The 20,772-nt window shown below is 68.2% G+C and carries 19 protein-coding genes; 11 read left to right on the forward strand and 8 right to left on the reverse strand.

Features of this window, described 5'->3' with window-relative positions:
- Window positions 1-52: 52 nt before the first annotated feature.
- Both ACSFA5_RS09590 and ACSFA5_RS09595 read right to left on the reverse strand, forming a co-directional pair.
- Entirely contained in the window at window positions 53-973 is a 921-nt protein-coding gene (locus ACSFA5_RS09590) for a response regulator (RefSeq protein ID WP_435443780.1), read from the reverse strand.
- Complete coding sequence (locus ACSFA5_RS09595) at window positions 945-4,382, reverse strand: hybrid sensor histidine kinase/response regulator (protein WP_435443781.1); 3,438 nt, start codon at window positions 4,380-4,382, stop codon at window positions 945-947. The genes ACSFA5_RS09590 and ACSFA5_RS09595 overlap by 29 nt, the downstream gene beginning before the upstream one ends.
- Before the next feature lie 217 nt (window positions 4,383-4,599).
- On the opposite strand from ACSFA5_RS09595, the gene urtA reads away from it, so the two are divergent.
- The 8 genes from urtA to ACSFA5_RS09635 all read left to right on the forward strand — a co-directional run bounded on the left by urtA (window position 4,600) and on the right by ACSFA5_RS09635 (window position 11,824).
- Entirely contained in the window at window positions 4,600-5,865 is a 1,266-nt protein-coding gene (gene urtA / locus ACSFA5_RS09600; protein WP_435443782.1) for an urea ABC transporter substrate-binding protein, read from the forward strand.
- A 153-nt stretch (window positions 5,866-6,018) separates the two neighbouring features.
- On the forward strand, window positions 6,019-6,933 hold the full coding sequence (gene urtB / locus ACSFA5_RS09605) for an urea ABC transporter permease subunit UrtB (protein ID WP_435443783.1): 915 nt from the start codon (window positions 6,019-6,021) through the stop codon (window positions 6,931-6,933).
- Between the two features lie 31 nt (window positions 6,934-6,964).
- A complete protein-coding gene (urtC, locus tag ACSFA5_RS09610; RefSeq protein ID WP_435443784.1) occupies window positions 6,965-8,158 on the forward strand; it encodes an urea ABC transporter permease subunit UrtC in 1,194 nt (397 codons plus the stop codon).
- 15 nt (window positions 8,159-8,173) lie between these two features.
- Window positions 8,174-8,917, forward strand: a complete 744-nt coding sequence (gene urtD / locus ACSFA5_RS09615) for an urea ABC transporter ATP-binding protein UrtD (protein ID WP_435443785.1) — start codon at window positions 8,174-8,176, stop codon at window positions 8,915-8,917.
- A 15-nt stretch (window positions 8,918-8,932) separates the two neighbouring features.
- Complete coding sequence (gene urtE / locus ACSFA5_RS09620) at window positions 8,933-9,622, forward strand: urea ABC transporter ATP-binding subunit UrtE (RefSeq protein WP_435444088.1); 690 nt, start codon at window positions 8,933-8,935, stop codon at window positions 9,620-9,622.
- Window positions 9,623-9,647: 25 nt separating this feature from the next.
- A complete protein-coding gene (fmdA, locus tag ACSFA5_RS09625) occupies window positions 9,648-10,880 on the forward strand; it encodes a formamidase (RefSeq protein ID WP_435443786.1) in 1,233 nt (410 codons plus the stop codon).
- 16 nt (window positions 10,881-10,896) lie between these two features.
- Window positions 10,897-11,241: a zinc ribbon domain-containing protein gene (locus ACSFA5_RS09630; RefSeq protein WP_435443787.1), complete on the forward strand. Its 345-nt coding sequence runs from the start codon at window positions 10,897-10,899 to the stop codon at window positions 11,239-11,241.
- 232 nt (window positions 11,242-11,473) lie between these two features.
- Window positions 11,474-11,824 (forward strand): alpha/beta hydrolase, encoded by a 351-nt coding sequence (locus ACSFA5_RS09635; RefSeq protein ID WP_435443788.1) that lies wholly within the window; start codon window positions 11,474-11,476, stop codon window positions 11,822-11,824.
- Here the strand turns inward: ACSFA5_RS09635 and ACSFA5_RS09640 are convergent.
- From ACSFA5_RS09640 to ACSFA5_RS09655, 4 genes are read right to left on the reverse strand one after another with little or no spacing between them, the layout of a single operon-like run.
- Window positions 11,779-12,027 carry a hypothetical protein gene (locus ACSFA5_RS09640; RefSeq protein ID WP_435443789.1) on the reverse strand — a complete coding sequence of 83 codons (249 nt, stop codon included), beginning with the start codon at window positions 12,025-12,027 and terminating at the stop codon, window positions 11,779-11,781. The two genes, ACSFA5_RS09635 and ACSFA5_RS09640, sit on opposite strands and share 46 nt — an antisense overlap.
- A gap of 5 nt (window positions 12,028-12,032) precedes the next feature.
- Window positions 12,033-13,010 carry a Bug family tripartite tricarboxylate transporter substrate binding protein gene (locus ACSFA5_RS09645; RefSeq protein ID WP_435443790.1) on the reverse strand — a complete coding sequence of 326 codons (978 nt, stop codon included), beginning with the start codon at window positions 13,008-13,010 and terminating at the stop codon, window positions 12,033-12,035.
- Between the two features lie 43 nt (window positions 13,011-13,053).
- Complete coding sequence (locus ACSFA5_RS09650) at window positions 13,054-13,746, reverse strand: RraA family protein (protein ID WP_435443791.1); 693 nt, start codon at window positions 13,744-13,746, stop codon at window positions 13,054-13,056.
- Window positions 13,743-14,756: a hydroxyacid dehydrogenase gene (locus tag ACSFA5_RS09655; RefSeq protein WP_435443792.1), complete on the reverse strand. Its 1,014-nt coding sequence runs from the start codon at window positions 14,754-14,756 to the stop codon at window positions 13,743-13,745. The genes ACSFA5_RS09650 and ACSFA5_RS09655 overlap by 4 nt, the downstream gene beginning before the upstream one ends.
- A gap of 105 nt (window positions 14,757-14,861) precedes the next feature.
- Here ACSFA5_RS09655 and ACSFA5_RS09660 point away from each other — a divergent pair, with 105 nt between their 5' ends.
- The gene (locus tag ACSFA5_RS09660; RefSeq protein ID WP_435443793.1) at window positions 14,862-15,791 is read left to right on the forward strand and encodes a LysR family transcriptional regulator; all 930 of its coding nucleotides are present in this window, start codon (window positions 14,862-14,864) and stop codon (window positions 15,789-15,791) included.
- 17 nt (window positions 15,792-15,808) lie between these two features.
- On the forward strand, window positions 15,809-17,104 hold the full coding sequence (locus ACSFA5_RS09665) for an aspartate carbamoyltransferase (RefSeq protein WP_435443794.1): 1,296 nt from the start codon (window positions 15,809-15,811) through the stop codon (window positions 17,102-17,104).
- A 30-nt stretch (window positions 17,105-17,134) separates the two neighbouring features.
- On the opposite strand, the gene ACSFA5_RS09670 is transcribed toward ACSFA5_RS09665, so the two are convergent.
- Entirely contained in the window at window positions 17,135-17,818 is a 684-nt protein-coding gene (locus ACSFA5_RS09670; RefSeq protein ID WP_435443795.1) for a class I SAM-dependent methyltransferase, read from the reverse strand.
- A 187-nt stretch (window positions 17,819-18,005) separates the two neighbouring features.
- On the opposite strand from ACSFA5_RS09670, the gene ACSFA5_RS09675 reads away from it, so the two are divergent.
- Entirely contained in the window at window positions 18,006-18,353 is a 348-nt protein-coding gene (locus ACSFA5_RS09675) for a hypothetical protein (protein WP_435443796.1), read from the forward strand.
- Window positions 18,354-18,381: 28 nt separating this feature from the next.
- Here ACSFA5_RS09675 and ACSFA5_RS09680 read toward each other — a convergent pair whose 3' ends face one another.
- The gene (locus tag ACSFA5_RS09680) at window positions 18,382-20,694 is read right to left on the reverse strand and encodes a glycoside hydrolase family 3 N-terminal domain-containing protein (RefSeq protein WP_435443797.1); all 2,313 of its coding nucleotides are present in this window, start codon (window positions 20,692-20,694) and stop codon (window positions 18,382-18,384) included.
- Window positions 20,695-20,772 lie beyond the last annotated feature (78 nt).

The raw sequence follows: 20,772 nt of genomic DNA on the forward strand, positions 1-20,772 counted from the left end.
GACCCCCGGGGGCAGTTACCCCGCAGGGCCAGGGGCAGTTACCCCGCAGGGGTTACATACCGCTGGCCAGTGCCGCCGCCGCCGCGCGCGTCTCCACCCCCAGCTTCTCGAAGATGTGCTCCAGGTGCTTGTTCACGGTGCGCGGGCTGGTGCCCAGGATCTCGCCGATGTCGCGGTTGGTCTTGCCCTTGGCGAGCCAGGAGAGCACCTCGGTCTCGCGCGGCGTCAGGGCCGCATCGGCCAGCCGCGCCGACGACGCGCCGCCCGGGCCGTCGCGCTGCATGGCGAACAGCAGCATCGTCTCGCCCAGCGCCGCGGCGCCCAGGTTGCGCACCGACAGGCGCATGCCCGTGGCGGTGCCGATGGCGATGGACGCGCCCGCCACGAGCGCCGGCTCCAGCGAGGCGGGCAGCCGCCCCGGCGCCACCGGGTCTTCCAGCGCATGCAGCCACAGCGCGGCCTGCGGCGAGCGCCAGGCGATGCGCCCGCGCGTGTCGACGAACACCACGCCCATGCCGGCCACGTCGACCGCGTCGCGCGCCATGCGCGTGATGCGGGCGTTGCGCGCATGCGTGTGCAGCCGGGCCAGCACTTCCTGCGCGCGGATGGGCTTGACCACGTAGTCGACACCGCCGCACTCGAAGCCCTCGACCACGTGCGCGGTTTCCGACAGGCCCGTCATGAACAGCACCGGAATGTGCGCCAGCGCCGGGTTGGCCTTGATGCGCCGGCAGGTCTCGAAGCCCGAGAGGCCGGGCATCAACCCGTCGAGCAATATCGCGTCGGGCACCACCAGCTCCAGCCGCTGCAACGCGGCCTCGCCATCGGCGGCCACCAGCACGGTGTAGCCGCTGGCCTCCAGCGTGTCGCACAGCATGCCCAGGCTGCTGGGGGCGTCGTCCACCACCAGCACCACCGGGCGCTCGGCCTGCGGGCCTTCGGGTTCAGAAGGGAGCGAGGGGGGTGTCTGCATCTTCGGCCAGTGCGTTGCGAAGGGTGTCGAGTTCGAAGCGCGCGACCATGCCGCGCAGCCAGGTGCAGGTGGCCGCCGCCGTGGGCGACTGCGCGGCCAGCCGGTCGAGCGCGGTGTGCAGGCCGCGCACATGGCCCATCTGCACCAGGCGCATGAGCTCGGCGCGGTCGTCTTCCGACAGCGCGAGCTGCGCCGGGCGCTGCGTTGCCGCTTCGTCGGTGGCGTGCGGCAAGGCGTCGGCGGCCGAGAGCCATTCGATGCCCAGGTGCCGCTCCAGCGTGGCGATGAGCTCCGACTCGATCACCGGCTTGCCCACGAAGGCCTGGCAACCGGCGGCCCGCAGCCGCTCGGGCTGGTTCTCGAACATGTTGGCCGAGACGATGACGATCGGAATGTCCTTGAAGCCCGCGGCGCGCACCGACGTGGCGGTCTGCCAGCCGTCCATGTCGTCCATCGTCAGGTCGAGCAGGATGGCCGAGGGCAGCGCTTCGCGCAGGCTGTCCAGGCACTCGGTGCCGCTGGCGGCCTCGCGCACGGCAAAGCCCAGCGGCGCGAGCATGCCGGCCAGCATCTGGCGCTGCACCGGCTGGTCGTCGACCACCAGCAGCGTGTGCCGCGCGCCCACGTAGCCCGACACGGGTTGCCGAAAATTGACGCCCTTGGCCTGCGGGCCGGGGTCGGACACCGCGCGCAGGTACACGCGCACGCTGAAGGTGCTGCCCTGCGACGAGGTGGCGGCCAGTTTCAGCTCGCCGCCCATCAGCGAGGTCAGCAGGCCGGTGATGGTCAGGCCCAGCCCCGTGCCCGGCTCGCCGCGCCGCCGGCCCGCCGCACCGCGCTCGAAGGGCAGGAAGATGCGCTGGTGGTCCTGCGGCGCCACGCCGATGCCGGTGTCGACCACGTCGAAGCGCAGCACCTCGCGCCGCGCATCCACATGCAGCGTGACGGTGCCGCTGTCGGTGAAGCGCACCGCGTTGGTCAGCAGGTTGATGAGCACCTGGCGCAGCCACTTGGCGTCGGCATGCACCCATGGCGGCAGCCGGCCCGCATGCGTGTAGACGAAGGCCAGGCCCTTGTTCTCGGCCTGCGGGCGCACCATGTGCACCAGCTGGTCCAGAAAGGCCGGCAACGCCAGCGGCGCGGGCTCCAGCTGCAGCCGGCCGGCCTCGATGCGCGCCAGGTCGAGCAGCCCGTCGATCAGCCCCAGCATGTGCTCGCCGCTGCGGTGGATGGTTTGCACCGCCTCGCGTGGCGGCGACGCCGCATCGCCCTTCAGCAAAATCTGCGAGTAGCCCAGGATGCTGTTGAGCGGCGTGCGCAGCTCGTGCGTCATGCCGGCCACGTAGCGCGTCTTGGCCTGGTTGGCGGCCTCGGCGGCTTCCTTGGCGGTCTGCAGGGCCGCGTCGGTGCGGCGGTGCGCCTCGATCTCCAGCGCCAGCAGGTTGTTGTGGCGATTCGATTCCTCCTGCGCCATCTGCCGGCTCTCGCTGCCCAGCACCACCCACCAGGCGGCCACCGCGGCCACCACCGACAGCAGCGCGAACACCTTCAGGAAGGCCGTGGCCATGGTCGAGTCGCTGGTGCCCGCGAGCGCCTCCTGCGCGTACACCACGCCCACCACCGTGGCCAGCAGCGCAATGAGCGAGGCGGCGATCAGCAGGTAGTGCGCCACCCGAAAGTTCAGCCGCGCCGACAGCGCAGGCGGCAGCAGCGCCTGCAGCCAGCCGCTCATCTGCTCGGCCGCGCGCGAGTCGGTCTTGCAGCGGTCGTGGCAACGTGATTCGAGCGTGCAGCACAGCGAGCAGATCGGCGCGCTGTAGGCCGGGCAGTGCGCCATGTCCTCGGACTCGAAGCTGTTGTCGCACACCGAGCACTTCACGCTCTGGCCCGGCGCCCAGCGGTCGATGTCGGTGCGCGCCAGGTAGTAGCGCCCGCGCGTCTTCCACGCCAGCAGCGGCGACACCGCCATGGCCGTGGCCAGCGCGATGAAGGGCGAGAAAGCGCGGGCCCAGTGCCCCAGCGCGCCGGAGTACGCCAGCATGGCCAGCGCGGCCGCCACCAGCATCGCGACCAGCCCCACAGGGTTGATGTCGTACAGGTGCGCGCGCTTGAACTCGATGGTCTTCGGGCTCCAGCCCAGCGGCTTGTTGATGACCAGGTCGGCCACCAGCGCGCCCACCCAGGCGATGGCGATGTTGCTGTAGAAGCCCAGCACGTGCTCCAGCGCCGCGAACACGCCCAGCGCCATCAGCAAGATCGCGATGACCACGTTGAACACCAGCCACACCACGCGCCCCGGGTGGCTGTGCGTGAGCCGCGCGAAGAAGTTCGACCACGCGAGCGAGCCCGCATAGGCGTTGGTCAGGTTGATCTTCATCTGCGAGACCACCACGAACAGCACCGTGATGCCCAGCACCCAGGCCGGGTCGCGCAGCACGTACGAAAAGCCCGTGAGGTACATCTGCGTGGGCTCGACCGCGTGGTTGGCCGGGATCTCGTGCTGCAGCGCCAGGAACGCGAGAAAGGCGCCGCCCATCATCTTCAGCATGCCCGGCACGATCCAGCCCGGCCCGGCGATGAGCACCGCCGCCCACCAGCGGCCCCGGTTGGCGGCCGTCTTCTCGGGCAGGAAGCGCAGGTAGTCGACCTGCTCGCCGATCTGCACCACCAGCGAGAAGGCCACGGTGGAGGCGGCGCCGAACATCAGCGGGTCGAAGCCGCTGCTGTCCGACGTGCGGCCCACCAGGCTGGTGAAGTCGGCGTACAGCTCGGGCTTTTTCACCAGCACCGCGATGAAGGGGCAGACGAACAGCACGATCCAGATCGGCTGCGTCCACAGCTGCAGCCCCGAGATGAGCGTGATGCCGCGCGCTACCAGCGGAATGATCACGATCGACGACATCAAGTACAGCAGCCACAGCGGCCAGTCGAGATACATCTGCAGCGCCAGCGCGAGGATGGCGGCCTCCAGCGCGAAGAAGATGAAGGTGAAGCTCGCGTAGATCAGCGAAGTGAGCGTGGAGCCCAGGTAGCCGAAGCCCGCGCCGCGCGTGAGCAGGTCCATGTCCACGCCGTGGCGCGCCGCGTAGTAAGAAATCGGCAGGCCCGTGAGAAAGGTGATGAGCCCCACCACCAATATGGCCCACAGCGCGTTCGAAAAACCGTAGCTCAGCGCGATGGCCCCGCCGATGGCCTCCAGCGCCAGGAACGAGGTGGCGCCGAACGCCGCGTTGGCAACGCGGAACTCCGACCACTTGCGAAAGCTGCGCGGCGTGTAGCGCAGCGCGTAGTCCTCCAGCGTTTCGTTCGCGACCCAGGCGTTGTAGTCGCGGCGGATGCGAAAGATCTTCTGCCCGGACACAGAAATGGAGGCGGGTGGCATGGTGGGTTCTCGCGGCGGCGGTGGCATGAGGCAGGTACAGCAAGAAGCGCTCCCCGTCTTCATGGCCCCCGTGGCCTGGCTCGCGAGTCTGCGGGCAGGGCGGGTGCGCGCCGCTACGTTGAATGACGTATTCGCTTCGCGGCGGGTGATTTCTAAAGTACCGGCCATGGTGCTAGCGGCACCGTGCAGCGCACTTCGATGGTGCGCAGCCCACCCACTTTCTTCAACCTGCTGGAGTTTCCTGATGTCGCGTGATTCCGATCTTTCTCTCGATGCCCTGGCTTTGCGCCGCCGCCGCCTGCTGCAGGGCGTCGCCGCGCTGCCCGTCATGGGCCTGAGCGGCCTGAGCTTCGGCCAGGGGCAGTTCCCCACGGCCAAGGTCAACACCACCAAGCTCGCGGTGACCGACACCGAAGTCACGGTCGGCCAGCTGCATTCGTCCACCGGCACCATGGCCATTTCGGAGACCGGCTCCATCCAGGCCGAGCAGCTTGCCATCGACCAGATCAACGCCATGGGCGGCATCCTGGGCCGCAAGATCAAGGTCATCAAGGAAGACGGCGCCTCCGACTGGCCCACGTTCGCCGAGAAGTCGAAGAAGCTGCTGGTCAACGACCACTGCGCCGCGGTGTTCGGCTGCTGGACCAGCGCCTCGCGCAAGGCCGTGCTGCCGGTGTTCGAGAAAGAAAACGGCCTGCTGTACTACCCCACCTTCTACGAAGGCCTGGAGCAGAGCAAGAACGTGATCTACACCGGGCAAGAGGCCACGCAGCAGATCATCTGGGGCCTGGACTGGGGCGCGAAGGAGAAGAAGGCCAAGACCTTCTTCCTGGTGGGCTCCGACTACATCTGGCCGCGCACCTCGATGAAGATCGCGCGCAAGCACATCGAGAACTTCCAGAAGGGTTCGGTCAAGGGCGAGGAGTACTACCCGCTGGGCCACACCAACTTCAACTCGCTGATCAACAAGATCAAGGTGGCCAAGCCCGACTGCATCTTCGCGGCCGTGGTGGGCGGCTCGAACGTGGCCTTCTACAAGCAGCTCAAGGCCGCGGGCATCACCGGCGACAAGCAGTTCCTGCTGACGCTGGCCGTGACCGAAGACGAAATGACCGGCGTGGGCGGCGAGAACTTCGCGGGCTTCTACTCGTCGATGAAGTACTTCCAGTCGCTGGACAACGAGAACAACAAGAAGTTCGTTGCTGCGTTCAAGGCCAAGTACGGCAAGGACGCGGTGATCGGCGACGTGACGCAGGCGGGGTATCTCGGGCCGTGGCTGTGGAAGGCGGCCGTCGAGAAAGCAGGCAGCTTCGACGTGGACAAGGTGGTGGCCAGCTCGCCGGGCATCGAGCTGAAGACGGCGCCCGAGGGCTACGTGAAGCTGGATGCGAACCATCACTTGTGGAGCAAGGCGCGCATCGGGCAGGGGCAGCTCGATGGGTCGTTCAAGGTGGTGGCGGAGTCGGCTGAGTTGATCAAGCCCGATCCGTTTCCCAAGGGCTACCAGTAAGCAGCGGCCTTCCCCCTGCCTTGCTCCCTCCCCTCCCGGGGGAGGGCTGGGGTGGGGGCAAGCGGCGTCACCACTGGGCACGCTCTGCGCGCCCCCATCCCAACCTTCCCCCGGAAGGGGAAGGAGCAATACCCAACACCTGGAATCTTCGCCATGACTCTGTCGGACATGATGAACATCGGCCTCATGCAGGGCTTCGCGGGGCTGAGCCTCTTCGCGGTGCTGCTGCTCATGGGGCTGGGCCTGGCGATCATCTTCGGCCAGATGGGCGTCATCAACATGGCGCATGGCGAGTTCATGACCATCGGCGCCTATTCGATCTACCTGGCCGCGCGCGTCACCGAAACGATGGCGCCCGCGTTCATGCCGTATTACTTTCCGATCGCCATCGGCCTGGCCTTCGTGTTCGCCTTCATCGTCGGCTGGATCGTGGAGTGGCTGCTGATTCGCCACCTCTACAAGCGCCCGCTCGACACGCTGCTCGCCACCTGGGGCGTGAGCCTGGGCCTGCAGCAGGTGTTTCGCACCTTCATCGGCCCGAAGGAAGTGAGCCCCACGCTGCCCGAATGGATCATGGGCTCGTGGACGCCGCACGAGGGCCTGGACATTCCGATCAACGGCCTCTTCGTGCTCGCTCTCACCGCGCTGGTCACGGCCGGCGTGCTCATCGCGCTGCACAAGAGCCGCTGGGGTTTGCGGGTGCGCGCCACCGTGGCCAACCGCACCATGGCCAACGCCACCGGCATCGACACGAAGAAGACCGACCGCCTGACCTTCGCCATCGGCTGCGGCATTGCCGGCATGGCGGGCGCGGCCTTCACCACCATCGGCTCGACCGGACCGACCTCGGGCTCGCTCTACATCGTCGACGCCTTCCTGGTCGTCACCTTCGGCGGTGCGGCCAGCCTGCTGGGCACCGTGGTCTCGGCCTTCGGCATTGCGCAGACGCAGTCGATCTCGGAGTTCTTCATGACCGGCTCGATGGCCAAGGTGCTGACGCTTTCCTTGATCGTGCTGATTTTGATGATGCGCCCCCAAGGCCTGTTCGCCGTCAAGGTGCGCCGTTGATGAACCCGATTCCCTTCTGGAGAACGTTCCGATGAATTTCATCAAGGCCTCGATCCTGCGCTACCAGCTCGGCAGCCTGCTGCTGCTGGTGCTGCTGCTGGCGGTCGTGCTGCCGCTCTCGCTCGACATCTTCCGCCTGAACCTCGTGGGCAAGTACCTCACCTACGCCTTCGTGGCGGTGGGGCTCGTCATGGTGTGGGGCTACGGCGGCGTGCTGAGCCTGGGGCAGGGCGTGTTCTTCGGCATCGGCGGCTATGCGATGGCGATGTTCCTGAAGCTCGAAGCCTCCGACCCGGTCACCACCAGGATCCAGTCCACGCCCGGCATTCCGGATTTCATGGACTGGAACCAGATCACCGAGCTGCCCGCGCTGTGGCTGCCTTTCAAGAGCCTGCCGCTGAGCCTGGCGCTGGTGGTGCTGGCACCGATGGCACTGGCCTGGCTCGTGAGCTTCGCGATGTTCAAGCGCCGCGTGGGCGGCGTGTACTTCGCGATCATCACGCAGGCGGTGGCGCTCATCTGCACGGTGCTCATCATCGGCCAGCAGGGATATACGGGCGGGGTCAATGGGATGACGGACCTGAAGACCCTGCTGGGCTGGGACACCCGCACCGACAGCGCCAAGTACATCCTGTACTACGTCTGCGTGGGTCTCCTGGTGCTGAGCATCCTGCTGTGCCGCTGGATACAGACCAGCAAGCTGGGCACGCTGCTGCTGGCCATGCGCGACAAGGAAGACCGCGTGCGCTTCTCGGGCTACGACGTGGCCAACTTCAAGGTGTTCACCTTCTGCCTGGCGGCCGGGCTCTCGGGCATCGGCGGCGCGATGTTCGCGCTGCAGGTGGGCTTCATGTCGCCGAGCTTCGTGGGCATCGTTCCTTCGATCGAGATGGTGATCTTCTGCGCCGTGGGCGGGCGCATGAGCCTGGTGGGCGCGGTGTACGGCGCGCTGCTGGTGAACGCGGGCAAGACGCTGTTTTCGGAGAGCTTTCCGGACCTGTGGCTCTTCTTGATGGCGGGCCTTTTCATCGGCGTGACGATGGCCTTCCCGATGGGCCTGGCGGGCGTGTGGGAAGAAAAGATCCGCCCCTGGTGGAAGTCGCGGCGGCAGGCGTTGCGCGAGGCGTCGGTGAAGCCGCCGGTCGCCCCCGCGACCCCTGTTGCGCCGACTGCGGCATCCCTCGAGCCGACCTTGCCCGAAGGCGTCGGCAGTCAACGCGCCTGAACCCGGAGCACTCTCATGAGCAACACAGACTTCGCCCTCGCGGTGGAAGACCTTACCGTGTCCTTCGACGGCTTCAAGGCCATCGACGACCTGACGCTGTACATCGACAAGAACGAGCTGCGCGTGATCATCGGGCCCAACGGCGCCGGCAAGACCACGCTGCTCGACCTGATCTGCGGCAAGACCCGCGCCAGCGCCGGCAGCATCAAGTTCAAGAACACAGAGCTCACGAAAATGGCCGAGCACAAGCGCGTGCGGCTGGGCATCGGGCGCAAGTTCCAGACGCCGTCGATCTACGAGAACCTCAGCGTGTTCCAGAACCTGGAGGTGTCCTTCCCCAAGGGCCGCTCGGTGTTCGGTGCGCTGGCCTTCAAGTGCGACGACGAGGTCAAGGCCAAGGTGAAGTCCATCGCGCAGGAGATCGGGCTGGCCGACCGCCTGGACACCGAGGCCGGCCTGTTGAGCCATGGCCAGAAGCAGTGGCTGGAAATCGGCATGCTGCTGATGCAGGAGCCCGAGTTGCTGATGCTCGACGAACCCATCGCCGGCATGAGCGCGCGCGAGCGCGAACTCACGGCCGACCTGCTCAAGCGCATTTGCCAGAACCGCGCGGTGATCGTCATCGAACACGACATGGCGTTCGTGAAGCAGATCGCGCACAAGGTCACCGTGATGCACCAGGGGAAGATCCTCGCCGAAGGACCGATGGAGAAGGTGCAGGCGGATCCCAAGGTCATCGACGTTTATCTGGGGCACTGAACCATGAGCAACATCTTGCTGAAGGTCGAAGACCTGCACGTCGCCTACGGCCAGAGCGAGGCCCTGCACAGCCTTTCTTTCGAGGGCCATGCCAACGAAACCATCGCCATCATGGGGCGCAACGGCATGGGCAAGACCACGCTGTTCAAGAGCCTCATGGGCATCCTGCCTTTGAAGAGTGGGCGCATCGAAGTGGCGGGGCAGGACGTGTCGCGCGACGAGAGTTTCAGGCGCGTGGCCAAGGGCATCGCCTACGTGCCGCAGGGCCGGATGATCTTTCCGACGCTGACGGTGGAAGAGAACATCCAGACCGGCCTGGAGAACTCGAAGACACGGCGCATTCCCGAAGAAATCTACGCGCTCTTTCCCGTGCTGTGGGACATGAAGAACCGCAAGGGCGGCAACCTCTCGGGCGGCCAGCAACAGCAGCTTGCCATTGCGCGCGCCCTCGTCACCGACCCCAAGGTGCTGCTGCTCGACGAGCCCACCGAAGGCATCCAGCCGTCGATCATCAAGGACATCGCCAAGGCGCTCAACGAAATCCGCAAGCTGCGCGGCATCACCATCGTCGTGTCCGAGCAGGTGCTCAGCTTCGCGATGGAGGTGGCCGACCGGCTGTTCGTGATCGAGGGCGGGCGCCTCGTGCACGAGACCGCGCGCGACAAGACCGACGTCGATCACATCAAAGCCTACCTCTCTGTTTGACCCACAACCCCAGGAGCCACTGCAAATGACGGACACGCTGATCAAGGTCGACCTGACCAAGCCGCCCACCGAGAACGAGAACATCCACAACCGCTGGCATCCGGACATTCCGATGGCCTGCTGGGTGAACCCGGGCGACGACTTCATCCTCGAGACCTTCGACTGGACCGGCGGTTTCATCAAGAACAACGACAGCGCCGACGACGTGCGCGACATCGACCTGAGCACCGTGCACTACCTCTCGGGCCCGGTGGGCGTGAAGGGTGCCGAGCCCGGCGACCTGCTGGTGGTCGACCTGCTGGACATCGGCGCCAAGCAGGACAGCCTCTGGGGCTTCAACGGATTTTTCTCCAAGCAGAACGGCGGCGGTTTTCTGACCGACCACTTTCCCGAAGCGCAGAAGTCGATCTGGGACTTCAAGGGCATGTTCACCAGCTCGCGCCACATTCCGCGCGTCAACTTCGCGGGCCTGATCCACCCCGGCCTCATCGGCTGCCTGCCCGACAAGCCCATGCTCGACATGTGGAACGAACGCGAAGGCAAGCTCATCGCCACCGACCCGGACCGCGTGCCCGGCCTGGCCAACCCGCCGTTCGCAGGCACTGCCCACATGGGCAAGATGACCGGCGATGCCAGGGCCAAGGCTGCGGCCGAAGGCGCGCGCACCGTGCCGCCGCGCGAGCACGGTGGCAACTGCGACATCAAGGACCTGTCGCGCGGTGCCAAGGTGTTCTTTCCCGTGTATGTGGACGGCGCGGGCCTGAGCGTGGGCGACCTGCACTTCAGCCAGGGCGACGGCGAAATCACCTTCTGCGGCGCCATCGAGATGGCCGGCTGGGTGCACATGAAGGTCACGCTCATCAAGGGCGGCATGGCCAAGTACGGCATCAAGAACCCGATCTTCAAGCCCAGCCCGATCACGCCGCAATACAACGACTACCTGATCTTCGAAGGCATCTCGGTCGACGAAAGCGGCAAGCAGCACTACCTGGACGTGAACGTGGCCTACCGCCAGGCCTGCCTGAACGCCATCGAGTACCTGAAGAAGTTCGGCTACTCGGGCGCGCAGGCCTATTCCATCCTGGGCACGGCACCGGTGCAGGGCCACATCAGCGGCGTGGTCGACGTGCCCAACTCGTGCGCCACGCTGTGGCTGCCCACGGGCATCTTCGACTTCGACATCAACCCCAACGCGCTGGGCCCTGTGAAGATGCTCGACGGCAGCGTCGACCTGCCGCTGTCGCACGACCTGCGCTGAACAAGGACGCCACGGCATGCCCACCTACGACTACGCCTGCGGGCAGTGCGGCGGCTTCGAGGCGCTGCGCCCTTCGGGCCTGCGCGACGAGCCGGCCGCGTGCCCCGATTGCGGCTGCGCCGCGCCGCGCGTGCTGTGCGCCGCGCCGCGGCTCGCGCTCATGGCCTCCGGCACGCGCCGCGCCATGGAAACCAACGAGCGCGCGCGGCACGAGCCGGGCAGTTCGCGCGACTACGCGCGCTTCAAGCACCCGGCGGGGTGCGGCTGCTGCAGCACTTCTTCGAAGCGCGGCGCCACGGTGACGGCGCCCAGCGGCGCCAAGTCGGCGCCTTCGAGGCGGCCCTGGATGATCAGTCACTGAGGTGTGTCATTCCTGCTTGAAATGTGTTCACCCGTGTCGTGCGCCCACGGTTCGTGTCTTCCTGGCCCAGCTGTTTCATTGGGAAACGCTGGGGCAATCCCTCTTGACCTGCTCAATTTCAAGCCCGCCATTGTTTCAATCCTGTGAACGCCGCGGTTCCTTTTGCAGTCGTTTTTTGGGGCGCTTCAGGATCAAACTTCCCTTCACCAACCCACACCTGAAGGAGATTGAAATGAATGCCTCGAAGATCCTCGCCGCTGCTGCTCTCTCGCTCCTGGCTGCCGCCGGAGCCCACGCAGAAACCTACGACGGCGTGCACGTCGTGAACTCTTCGGTCACCCGCGCCGAAGTCGCACCGCAAGCCGCTGCCGCCGCACGCGCCGGCAACACGTACAGCGATGCCTCCTCCGCTGGCGCCCAAGCCTTCACGTCGACCGCCAACCGCGCGACCGTGCAAGCCGAAGCCGTCGCCAAGGCGCACGACCCGCTCGCCAGCCTCGATCGCCGCGCTTTCTACCGCGACGAAGTGCCGCAAGCCTACAAGAAGCCCAACGTGTCGTTCACGCGCCAGGCCGGCCTGTAAGCCACAGCCACGGCACCTTCGGGTGCTGCAAAGGAACGGGCCTTCGGGCCCGTTTTTTCATGCGCGCCCGGTGCAAGCGATGCGCCCAGCCCGGGCGACTCGATGCCGAAGTCCGTTGCCGTCACCGCCCCGCCATCGCGAGCGATCGCGATGGCGGGGCCCACCACGCCGGCGCCGACCACGACGCAGTCGATCCTGTCCATGCGGCTCAGTCCAGCTTGATGCCGGCTTCGCGGATCAGCGCGCCCCACTTGGCGTGCTCGGCGCGGATGTAGGCGTCGAACTGCTGCGGCGTGCCGGTGGCGGGCACGCTGCCTTCCAGCGCGAGCTTGTCCTGCACGTCCTTGCGGGCGACCACCTTGACCACTGCGGCGTTGATGCGCGCGACCACCTCTGCGGGCAGTCCCGCCGGCCCGACCAGGCCGACCCAGGTCATTGCCTCGAAGCCGGCGAAACCCTGTTCCGCCACGGTGGGCACGTTCGGCAGCGCGGGCAGGCGCCGTGCCGAAGTGACGGCCAGCGCGCGCACCTTGCCGCCCGTGAGCTGCGGCATCACCGACACGCTGCTGCCGAAGTACAGGCCGATCTGGCCGCCGAGCAGGTCGGTCATGGCCGGGCCCGCGCCCTTGTAGGGCACCTGCAGCACCTTGATGCCCGCACGGCGCGCGAGCATCTCGCCGGCCAGGTGGCCCACCGTGCCGTTGCCGGCCTGGGCGATGCTGAACTCACCCGGCCTGGCCTTGGCCGCCGCGATGAAGTCGGCCAGCGTGCGCATCGGCGAATCCGCGCGCACCGAGAGCACCACGGGCTGCGCGGCCACTTCGGCGATGGGCGAGAAGTCCTTCAGCGCCTCGAAGGGCATCTTCGAATAGAGCCAGGGGTTGATCGTGAGGTTCGATGTCTGCCCCATGCCGATCGTGTAGCCGTCGGGCGCGGCCTTCGCCACCGCGTCGAGGCCGATGTTGCCGGCGGCGCCGGGTTTGTTGTCGATGATCACGCTCCAGCGCTCCAGCACCGTGAGCCGCTCCGCGATCAGGCGCGAGGTGGCGTCGGTGCCCCCGCCGGGCGTGAACGGCACGACCAGGCGCACGGGCCTTTGTGGCCAGCCGTTCTGCGCGTGCGCCATGCCGGCGGCCTGCGCCAGCGCGGCGAGGGTGGTGGCCTGCAGAAAGTCTCTTCGGTTCATGCCTTGTCTCCTTGGTTTTTTCGAGTGCTCGCGGCGCCGCTGTTCAGACGGGAAGGCCCTTGGCGCGCAGCACGGCGTCGAAGCGCTCGGGGTCGGCCGTGCCGGCGCGGTTGGTCTCGCGGATCTTTTCTTCCTTGGCGAGGTGCGCGCGCGTCTTCTCGAGCACGCTGGCGGCCTCCGCGGCCGGCACGGCGATGACGCCGTCGGCGTCGCCCACCACCAGGTCGCCCGGCAGCACGACCAGGCCCGCGCACGAGATGGGCACGTTCACCTCGCCCGGGCCGTCCTTGCTCGGGCCGCGGTGGGTGTGGCCGCGCGCGAAGATCGGCATGCCTTCCTCGGCCCACTCGCACAGGTCGCGCACCGCGCCGTCGATGACCAGGCCGCCGAGCCCGCGGGCGATGCAGGTGGTGCGCATCAGCCCGCCGACCAGGGCCTGCGTGAGGTCGCCGCCGCCGTCGATCACGAGCACGTCGCCCGGCTCGACCATCATCAGCGCCTTGTGGATCATCAGGTTGTCGCCGGGCCGCACGCGCACGGTGACGGCCGGGCCGCACAGCACCGTGTCGAGCCGCGCGTGGTATTGACGCAAGCCGACGGTGCCCACGTTGCGGCTCATCGCGTCGCCGATGGCGGCCACGGGCAGGGTGCGGAAGGCGTCGACGACGGCGGCCTCGGGGCCGGCGGCGCGCGGGTTGATGCGGTAGCCGGGCGGCCATGGAAGGAGGGTGGTCATGCATGGACTCCGTGAGAGGGATGAAGACGGTCGCCAGAGGAAAGGACCTGCGGGTTCACGCAGGCCGAAGGATCTGCCGGGCGGCCCTGCAGCCAGCCCAGCACGTTGCGGGCGGCACCGCTGGCCATGCCCGCGAGCGCGGCGGGCGTGGAGCCGCCGACGTGCGGCGTGAGCACCACGTTGGCCAGGGCGGCCAGCGGGCTGTGGGCGGGCAGGGGTTCATCGGCCATCGTGTCGAGGCCGGCCGCGTGCAGCTGGCCGCTTTGCAGCGCGTCGATGAGCGCGGGCTCGTCGATCACTTCACCGCGCGCCGTGTTGATGACGATCGCGCCGCGCGGCAGCGCCGCGAACTGCGCCGCGCCGAGCATCCCGCGCGTGTGCCTGTTGAGCGGCACATGCAGGCTCAGCACGTCGCTCAGCGGCAGCAGCGCATCGAGCGAGGGCAGCATGCGCACACCGGCGACAGCACTCGGGCCGTCGCCGACGGCGGGGTCGAACGCGGCCACGTTCATGCCGAGCGCAAGGCCCACGCGCGCCACGCGCTGGCCGACCTGACCGAAGCCGACCAGGCCCAGCATCCGGCCTTGCAGTTCCACGCCGTCCTGCGCGCGCGACCAGCGGCCTTCGTGCAGCTCGCGGTCCATCCAGCCGATGCGGCGGGCGGCGGCGAGCATCAGGCCCAGCGTCATTTCCGCGACAGACTGCGCGTTGGCACCGGGCGTGACGTAGACGGGAATGCCGCGCGCGGTGGCCGCATCGACGGCGATGTTGCTCACGCCCACGCCGTGCTTGGAAATCACTTTCAGCGTGGGGCAGGACGCGATGGCCTTGGCGGAGAGCTGCACGGTGCGCGAGATGACCGCGTCGATGGGCTCGCTCGCCATGCGCTGCTCGACTTCCTCGGCGCTGTCGGCATTCGTGATGTAGATGACACGGGCGCCTGCTTCGGCGAGCAGGTCGGCGCCGGCTTTCGCAAGCTGCGGCGCCGTCACCAGGACGGTGGGTTTCATGGGTCTCCTGCTGTGGTTCGATGTGCGGTGTGGCGCAGATTGTGGAAACCGCCATTCATTCCGTCCAATCGATAATGTTCATCCAACGATTCCTTGGAGCTATGAATGGACATTCAGTTGCGCGACCTGAAGTACTTCGAGGTGGTGGCCGACCTGGGCCACCTGGGGCAGGCCGCCGACAAGCTCGGCCGCACGCAGCCCGCGCTCACCAAGGCCGTGCAGCGGCTGGAGGAGGCCTTCGGCAGCGCGCTGTTCGAGCGCAAGGGGCGCGGCATCCAGTTGACCGCCGTGGGCGAGGTGTTGCTGGCGCGCGCGCGGCTGCTGCGCGGCGCCACCGAGGAGGCGCTGCGCGAGGTGAGCGATTTCGCCAAGGGCAACGCGGGCCACGTGCGCATCGGCAGCGGGCCCATCGCCGCCGACCATGTGCTGCCCGAGGTCTGCAGCCTTCTGCTGGCCGAGGCCGGCGACACCCGCATCGACATCACCGTCGCGCCCAGCATGGCGCTGCGCGAGCGGCTGCGCGAAGGCGCCATCGACCTGTTGATCGGCCTGATGCCCGAGCACGACCCGGCCTTCGTCACGCACTCCATCGTCGAGGACGTGGTGGTGGTGGCGGCCAGCCCGCAGCACCCGGTGTTCGACCTTCCGAAGATCGGCATGAAGTCGCTGTTGCAGTGGCGCTGGGTGCTTCCGGCGGACCCGATTCCCAGCCGCCAGTGGCTCGACGCGGCCTTCCAGTCCCGCGGGCTGCCGCTGCCCACGGTGCAGGTCAACGCCAACTCGATCCCGTTGCTGCCGCGGCTCATCTCGCGCAGCGACCTGCTGAGCTTCCTGTCGCGCCACACGCTGGCCGCGGCCGGGCGCGAGGGCACGCTGCGCGAGGTGCCGTTGAAAGAAACCACGCTGCGGCGCCACCTCGGCGTCACCTACCGCAAGGAGGGCTACCTGTCGCCGGCGGCACGGCGGCTGGTGACGCTGCTGCGCAGCGAAGGGAAGCAACTTTTTTCGTCGGCACTTTCAAAATATACGCATTGAGTATATATTTGCGGCCCATGAACATGCCGCAACAGGTGCTCCTTCGCGACGCGATGCGTCAACTCAACATGACGCGCGATGCCTTCGCAGAGCGCATCGGCAGCCGAAGAAGGGCATTGGACGCCTGGCTGCTGCCCGACGAATCCAATGAATTCAGGGCCATGCCCGAAGTCGCGCGGCGCTTCGTGGGCGAAATCCTGGCCTCCGACGGTCGGCGCGCCGAATATACGCAAAGCGCACATGAAGGCGCCTTGCGCAAGGCCACGGCCGTCGACGGCGGGCACCACCTGCTGTCGGTCAGCCAGTTCAACCGCGACGCCATCGACGAGCTGTTCCAGCTGGCCGACGTCATGCAGCCGATCGCGCGCCGCCGCAAGGTCAGCCGCGTGCTCGAAGGCGCCGTGCTGGCCAACCTGTTCTTCGAGGCCAGCACGCGCACCCGCGTGAGCTTCGGCGCGGCGTTCTGCCGGCTGGGCGGCTCGGTGTGCGACACCACGGGCTTCACCTTCTCGTCGATGGCCAAGGGCGAGTCGATCTACGACACCAGCCGCGTCATCAGCGGCTACGTCGACGCGATCGTGGTGCGGCACCCGGAGCAGGGCTCGGTGGCCGAGTTCGCGCGCGCCACCCATGTGCCGGTCATCAACGGCGGCGACGGGCCGGGCGAGCACCCGAGCCAGGCGCTGCTCGACCTGTACACCATCCAGCGCGAGTTCTCGCGGCTGGGCAAGCTGGTCGACGGCGCGCACATCGCGATGATCGGCGACCTGAAATACGGGCGCACCGTGCACTCGCTCATCAAGCTGCTGTCGCTGTACCGCGGGCTGAAGTTCACGCTGATCTCGCCGCCGTCGCTGGCCATGCCCGCGGAGATCGTCGAGGCCGCGAGCCGCAACGGGCACGTGATCGAGACCGCGGCCACGCCCGCGAAGGCCCTGGCCGGCGCGGACATCATCTATGCCACGCGCATCCAGAAAGAGCGCTTCGCGCACGACGAGGTGCTGGAAGGTTTCGACAACGCCTTCGAGATCAACCATGCGCTGGTCGAGTCGGCGTGCAAGCCCGAAGTGGTTGTGATGCATCCGCTGCCGCGTGACGGCCGTCCCGGTTCGCACGACCTCAGCGTGGACCTCAACAACGACCCGCGCCTGGCCATCTTCCGCCAGACCGACAACGGCATTCCGGTGCGCATGGCGATCTTCGCCACGCTGCTGGGCGTGGACAAGCTCGTGAGCCGCTCGATGCGCGACGCCGCATGGACGCCGCCCTCGCACATCGGGCCGGACGACAGCGTGTTCCACGGGCTCGACTGAAGCCCGCGCGGGCACTGAAGGTTCAGGCGTTCAGGCGTCCGTGCGCCGGTACGTCAGCAGCCGCCCTTTGTACGCCCGCCGGTCCACGGTCGCGAGCTGGTCCAGCCGCTGCTCGCGCATGCCGAAGCCTTCGTCGGCCATCTGCCGGTTGAAGGCCGGCCGGTTGCCCCGGTCGGGGTCGACGATCCATACCTCGGCGGCGGGGCTGGTGTGGCGGCCGATGAAGGCGGCGAGCAGGCCCCGGGCGTCGCGCTCGTACAGCAGGTCGCTGCCGATGACAAGGTCGAACAGGCCGTGCACATCGCCGTCGAGGCCGGTCTCCTGCATGCCCCAGTGCCCGCGGCGGTACTTCATGGGCGGCAGGGCGTTCAGGCGCAGATTCTCCAGCAGGAAGCCCGCGGTGAGCGGGTGGCAGTCGCTCGCGGTCATGTCGTTGCCGCGCCGGTGGCCGACCAGGCTGGCGAGCGCGAGGCCGCAGCCGATCTCGAGCACGCGCGCGCCCCGCACCACGGGGTGCGCCGCCATGCGCGCGGCCAGTTGCGCGCCCGAGGGCCACAGCAGCCCGAACATCGGCCACGACGCGGAAGAGATCCCCTGCGCGGCAGCCGTGCCCAAGGGGTCGGAGAACTGCTGGCGGTCGAGCAGCGACCGGATGACGAGGTCGTCGGCACCCGCGATGGCGATGCGTTCCAGCTTGAGGAGGTAGCCCGGCATCGAGGGGGGTGGGGTCTCGCGTGCGAGACCTCGGTGAAGCGAGGGTGGGCCAGTATGCGCCCTGTGCGGCGGCGCACCCTCTCACGTGCGCCTAAGTGGCCCGTCACCCGCGCCTAAGCTGCCTCTCACAGGCCGGTAAGAGCAACGTCCTAGAGTGAAAACACCGCAATCACTCAAGGAGACAACCATGAGAGTCCGTACCGCAACCCTGTGCATCGCCGCCGTGCCGGCGCTGGTGCTCGCCTCGTTCGCGCATGCCAACGGTTTTGCCGATCCCGACTATCCGCAGGCATCGCATTCGACGATGTCGCGCGACGCGGTCGCCGCCGACGCCCTGCGCGCGAACAACAGCATGCATTCGACCGAGGTGCTCGAATCGCAGGTGGCCACGCCCGTGTCGGGCATGGACCGCGCGCAGGTGCAGGCCGAGGCCGTCCGTGCGAACAACAGCATGCGTCCGACGGAGGTGCTCGAGTCGCAGGTGCAGCCGCCCGTGGCGTCGGGGAACCTGCCCGCGAGCACCAGCGGCGAGTGAGCCCGCGCGGCCGCGCCGCCTTCGCTGCTCAGTCGCGCGTCAGCACGAAGCGCTTGCGGATGCCGCCCGCGGCCGAGGGCGCCACCCACACGTCGAACTCGCCGGGCTCGACCACAGGCTTCATGTCGCGGCCGATGAAGGCCAGGTCGCCGGCCGCGAGCGTGAACTCGACCTGCGCCGAAGCGCCCGGCGCGACGGTCACCTTGCGAAAGCCCTTCAGCTCGCGCACCGGCCGCGTCACGCTCGCGGCGCGCTCGGCGATGTAGAGCTGCACCACTTCCTCGGCCTCGCGCTGGCCGGTGTTGGTGACGGTGGCGCGCACGCGCAGGGTGTCCGACAGGGTCATGCGTTCCTGGCTGAGCTCGACGCCGTCGTAGCGCACCGGGGCATAGCCCAGGCCGAAGCCGAAGGGGTAGAGCGCCGCGTTCGTCGTGTCCACGTAGCGCGCCTTGAAGGCCGTGTCGGGCGCGTTCTCGGGCGAGGGGCGGCCGGTGCGCTTGTGGCCGTAGTAGTAGGGCACCTGGCCCGCTGTCTGCGGAAAGCTCACAGGCAGGCGGCCCGAGGGATTGAAGTCGCCGAACACCACGTCGGCAATGGCGTTGCCGGTCTGCACGCCCAGGAACCAAGTGACCAGGATGGCGCGCGCATTGCGCACCGCGCCCTTCAGCGCCATGGCGCGGCCGTTGCTCAGCAGCACGACCACCGGCTTGCCGGTGGCGGCCACGGCCTCGGCCAGGTCCTGCTGCGCCTGCGGCAGGCCGATGTCGCTGCGCGAGCGCGCCTCGCCCGACATCTGCTGGCTCTCGCCGACGGCCAGCAGCACCACGTCGGCATTTCGCGCGGCGGCCACTGCCGCATCGATGCCGCCGGGCAGCGCGCTCTCGATGCCCGAGCCGCGCACCACCGTCACCGACGAGTCTGCGCCCAGCGCGTTGCGCAGGCCCTGGTCGATGCCCACCGGCGCCGACTGGCCCGGGAACAGGCTCCAGGCGCCCATCAGGTCGATGGTGCCTTCGGCGAAGGGGCCGACCAGCGCGATCTTCGTGCCGGCCTTGGGCAGCGGCAGCAGCATGCGGTCGTTCTTGAGCATGACGATGGAGCGGCGCGCGCTCTCCCGCGCCAGTTCGATGAAGGCGGGGTTCTCGGCACGCTGCGCCGCGGGCGGGCCGTCCAGGCCCTGCATGGGGTCGTCGAACAGGCCCAGCTTCATCTTCACGCCCAGCACGCGGCGCACCGCCTCGTCGAGCCGCGCCATCGGCACTTCGCCCGAGGCCACGAGGTCGGGCAGGTAGCGCATGTACAGGCCGCTTTGCATGCTCACGTCGGTGCCGGCCATGAAGGCCTGCTTGGCGGCTTCGCGCGGGTTGGCGGCGTAGCCGTGCTCCACCAGCTCTTCGTCGGCCGTGTAGTCGGACACCACGAAGCCCTTGAACTTCCACTCGTCGCGCAGCACGCCGGTGAGCAGCGCGGGGTTGGCGGTGGAGGGCACGCCGCCGATTTCGTTGAAGGCGCTCATGACCGACAGCGCGCCCGCGTCCAGCGCCGCGCGGAACGGCGGCAGGTACACCTCGCGCAGGGTGCGCTCGGAGATGTCGCTCACGTTGTAGTCCAGGCCGCCCTCGGCCGCGCCGTAGGCCGCGAAGTGCTTGGGCGTGGCCAGCATCGCGTCGGGCCGCGACAGGTCGGGGCCCTGGAAGCCGCGCACGCGCGCCGCGGCGAACTGCTTCGCCAGGTACACGTCTTCGCCCACGCCTTCAAGGCCGCGGCCCCAGCGCGCGTCGCGTGCGATGTCGACCATGGGCGCGAAGGTCCAGCGGAAGCCGTCGGCCGTGGCCTCGACCGCCGCCGCGCGCGCGGTGCGCTCGGCCAGCGCGGGCTCCCAGCTGGAGGCCTCGGCCAGCGGCATCGGGAACATGGTGCGAAAGCCGTGGATCACGTCCGCGCCGAAGATCAGCGGAATGCCCAGGCGCGTTTCGTTCACCGCAATCTGCTGCAGCCGTCGCTTGCCTTCGAGGCCCGCATTGTTGAACAGACCCGTGAGGCGGCCGGCACGCACGTCGGCGGTTTCCTGCTGCGCGTTGCGCCAGCCGGCCTGCGGGTTGTTGGGGGTGTCGATCTCGGCGGGGCCGTACAGGCTGAGCTGGCCGGCCTTTTCCTGCGGCGTCATGCGCGCGATGAGCGCGTCGATGCGGGCTTCGGGCGTCAGCGCCGTGTTCGCCGGGTCCGCCGCGACAGGCGGCGGGGCGGGCGTGGCGGGTGCGGCGCAAGCGGGGGGAAGAAAAAGCGCGAGGGACAGGAGAACGGAGGCGGAGCCCGTCAAGGCCGGAATTCGAACGTGCATGGCGCTCTATTCTGCAGACAACGCCGGCCGACGGGGTTCGGCGGGTGTCCGCGTCGCCCGCGGGCCTTCTTCGGCGGT

The sequence above is a fragment of the Variovorax monticola genome, from assembly GCF_051216855.1.
Lineage (GTDB): Bacteria > Pseudomonadota > Gammaproteobacteria > Burkholderiales > Burkholderiaceae_C > Variovorax.

Coding starts and splice junctions, on each gene's coding strand:
- ACSFA5_RS09590 (WP_435443780.1), bottom strand. CDS start 973: ATGCAGACACCCCCCTCGCTCCCTTCTGAACCCGAAGGCCCGCAGGCC.
- ACSFA5_RS09595 (WP_435443781.1), bottom strand. CDS start 4,382: ATGCCACCGCCGCCGCGAGAACCCACCATGCCACCCGCCTCCATTTCT.
- urtA (WP_435443782.1), top strand. CDS start 4,600: ATGTCGCGTGATTCCGATCTTTCTCTCGATGCCCTGGCTTTGCGCCGC.
- urtB (WP_435443783.1), top strand. CDS start 6,019: ATGACTCTGTCGGACATGATGAACATCGGCCTCATGCAGGGCTTCGCG.
- urtC (WP_435443784.1), top strand. CDS start 6,965: ATGAATTTCATCAAGGCCTCGATCCTGCGCTACCAGCTCGGCAGCCTG.
- urtD (WP_435443785.1), top strand. CDS start 8,174: ATGAGCAACACAGACTTCGCCCTCGCGGTGGAAGACCTTACCGTGTCC.
- fmdA (WP_435443786.1), top strand. CDS start 9,648: ATGACGGACACGCTGATCAAGGTCGACCTGACCAAGCCGCCCACCGAG.
- ACSFA5_RS09630 (WP_435443787.1), top strand. CDS start 10,897: ATGCCCACCTACGACTACGCCTGCGGGCAGTGCGGCGGCTTCGAGGCG.
- ACSFA5_RS09635 (WP_435443788.1), top strand. CDS start 11,474: ATGAATGCCTCGAAGATCCTCGCCGCTGCTGCTCTCTCGCTCCTGGCT.
- ACSFA5_RS09640 (WP_435443789.1), bottom strand. CDS start 12,027: ATGGACAGGATCGACTGCGTCGTGGTCGGCGCCGGCGTGGTGGGCCCC.
- ACSFA5_RS09645 (WP_435443790.1), bottom strand. CDS start 13,010: ATGAACCGAAGAGACTTTCTGCAGGCCACCACCCTCGCCGCGCTGGCG.
- ACSFA5_RS09650 (WP_435443791.1), bottom strand. CDS start 13,746: ATGACCACCCTCCTTCCATGGCCGCCCGGCTACCGCATCAACCCGCGC.
- ACSFA5_RS09655 (WP_435443792.1), bottom strand. CDS start 14,756: ATGAAACCCACCGTCCTGGTGACGGCGCCGCAGCTTGCGAAAGCCGGC.
- ACSFA5_RS09660 (WP_435443793.1), top strand. CDS start 14,862: ATGGACATTCAGTTGCGCGACCTGAAGTACTTCGAGGTGGTGGCCGAC.
- ACSFA5_RS09665 (WP_435443794.1), top strand. CDS start 15,809: ATGAACATGCCGCAACAGGTGCTCCTTCGCGACGCGATGCGTCAACTC.
- ACSFA5_RS09670 (WP_435443795.1), bottom strand. CDS start 17,818: ATGCCGGGCTACCTCCTCAAGCTGGAACGCATCGCCATCGCGGGTGCC.
- ACSFA5_RS09675 (WP_435443796.1), top strand. CDS start 18,006: ATGAGAGTCCGTACCGCAACCCTGTGCATCGCCGCCGTGCCGGCGCTG.
- ACSFA5_RS09680 (WP_435443797.1), bottom strand. CDS start 20,694: ATGCACGTTCGAATTCCGGCCTTGACGGGCTCCGCCTCCGTTCTCCTG.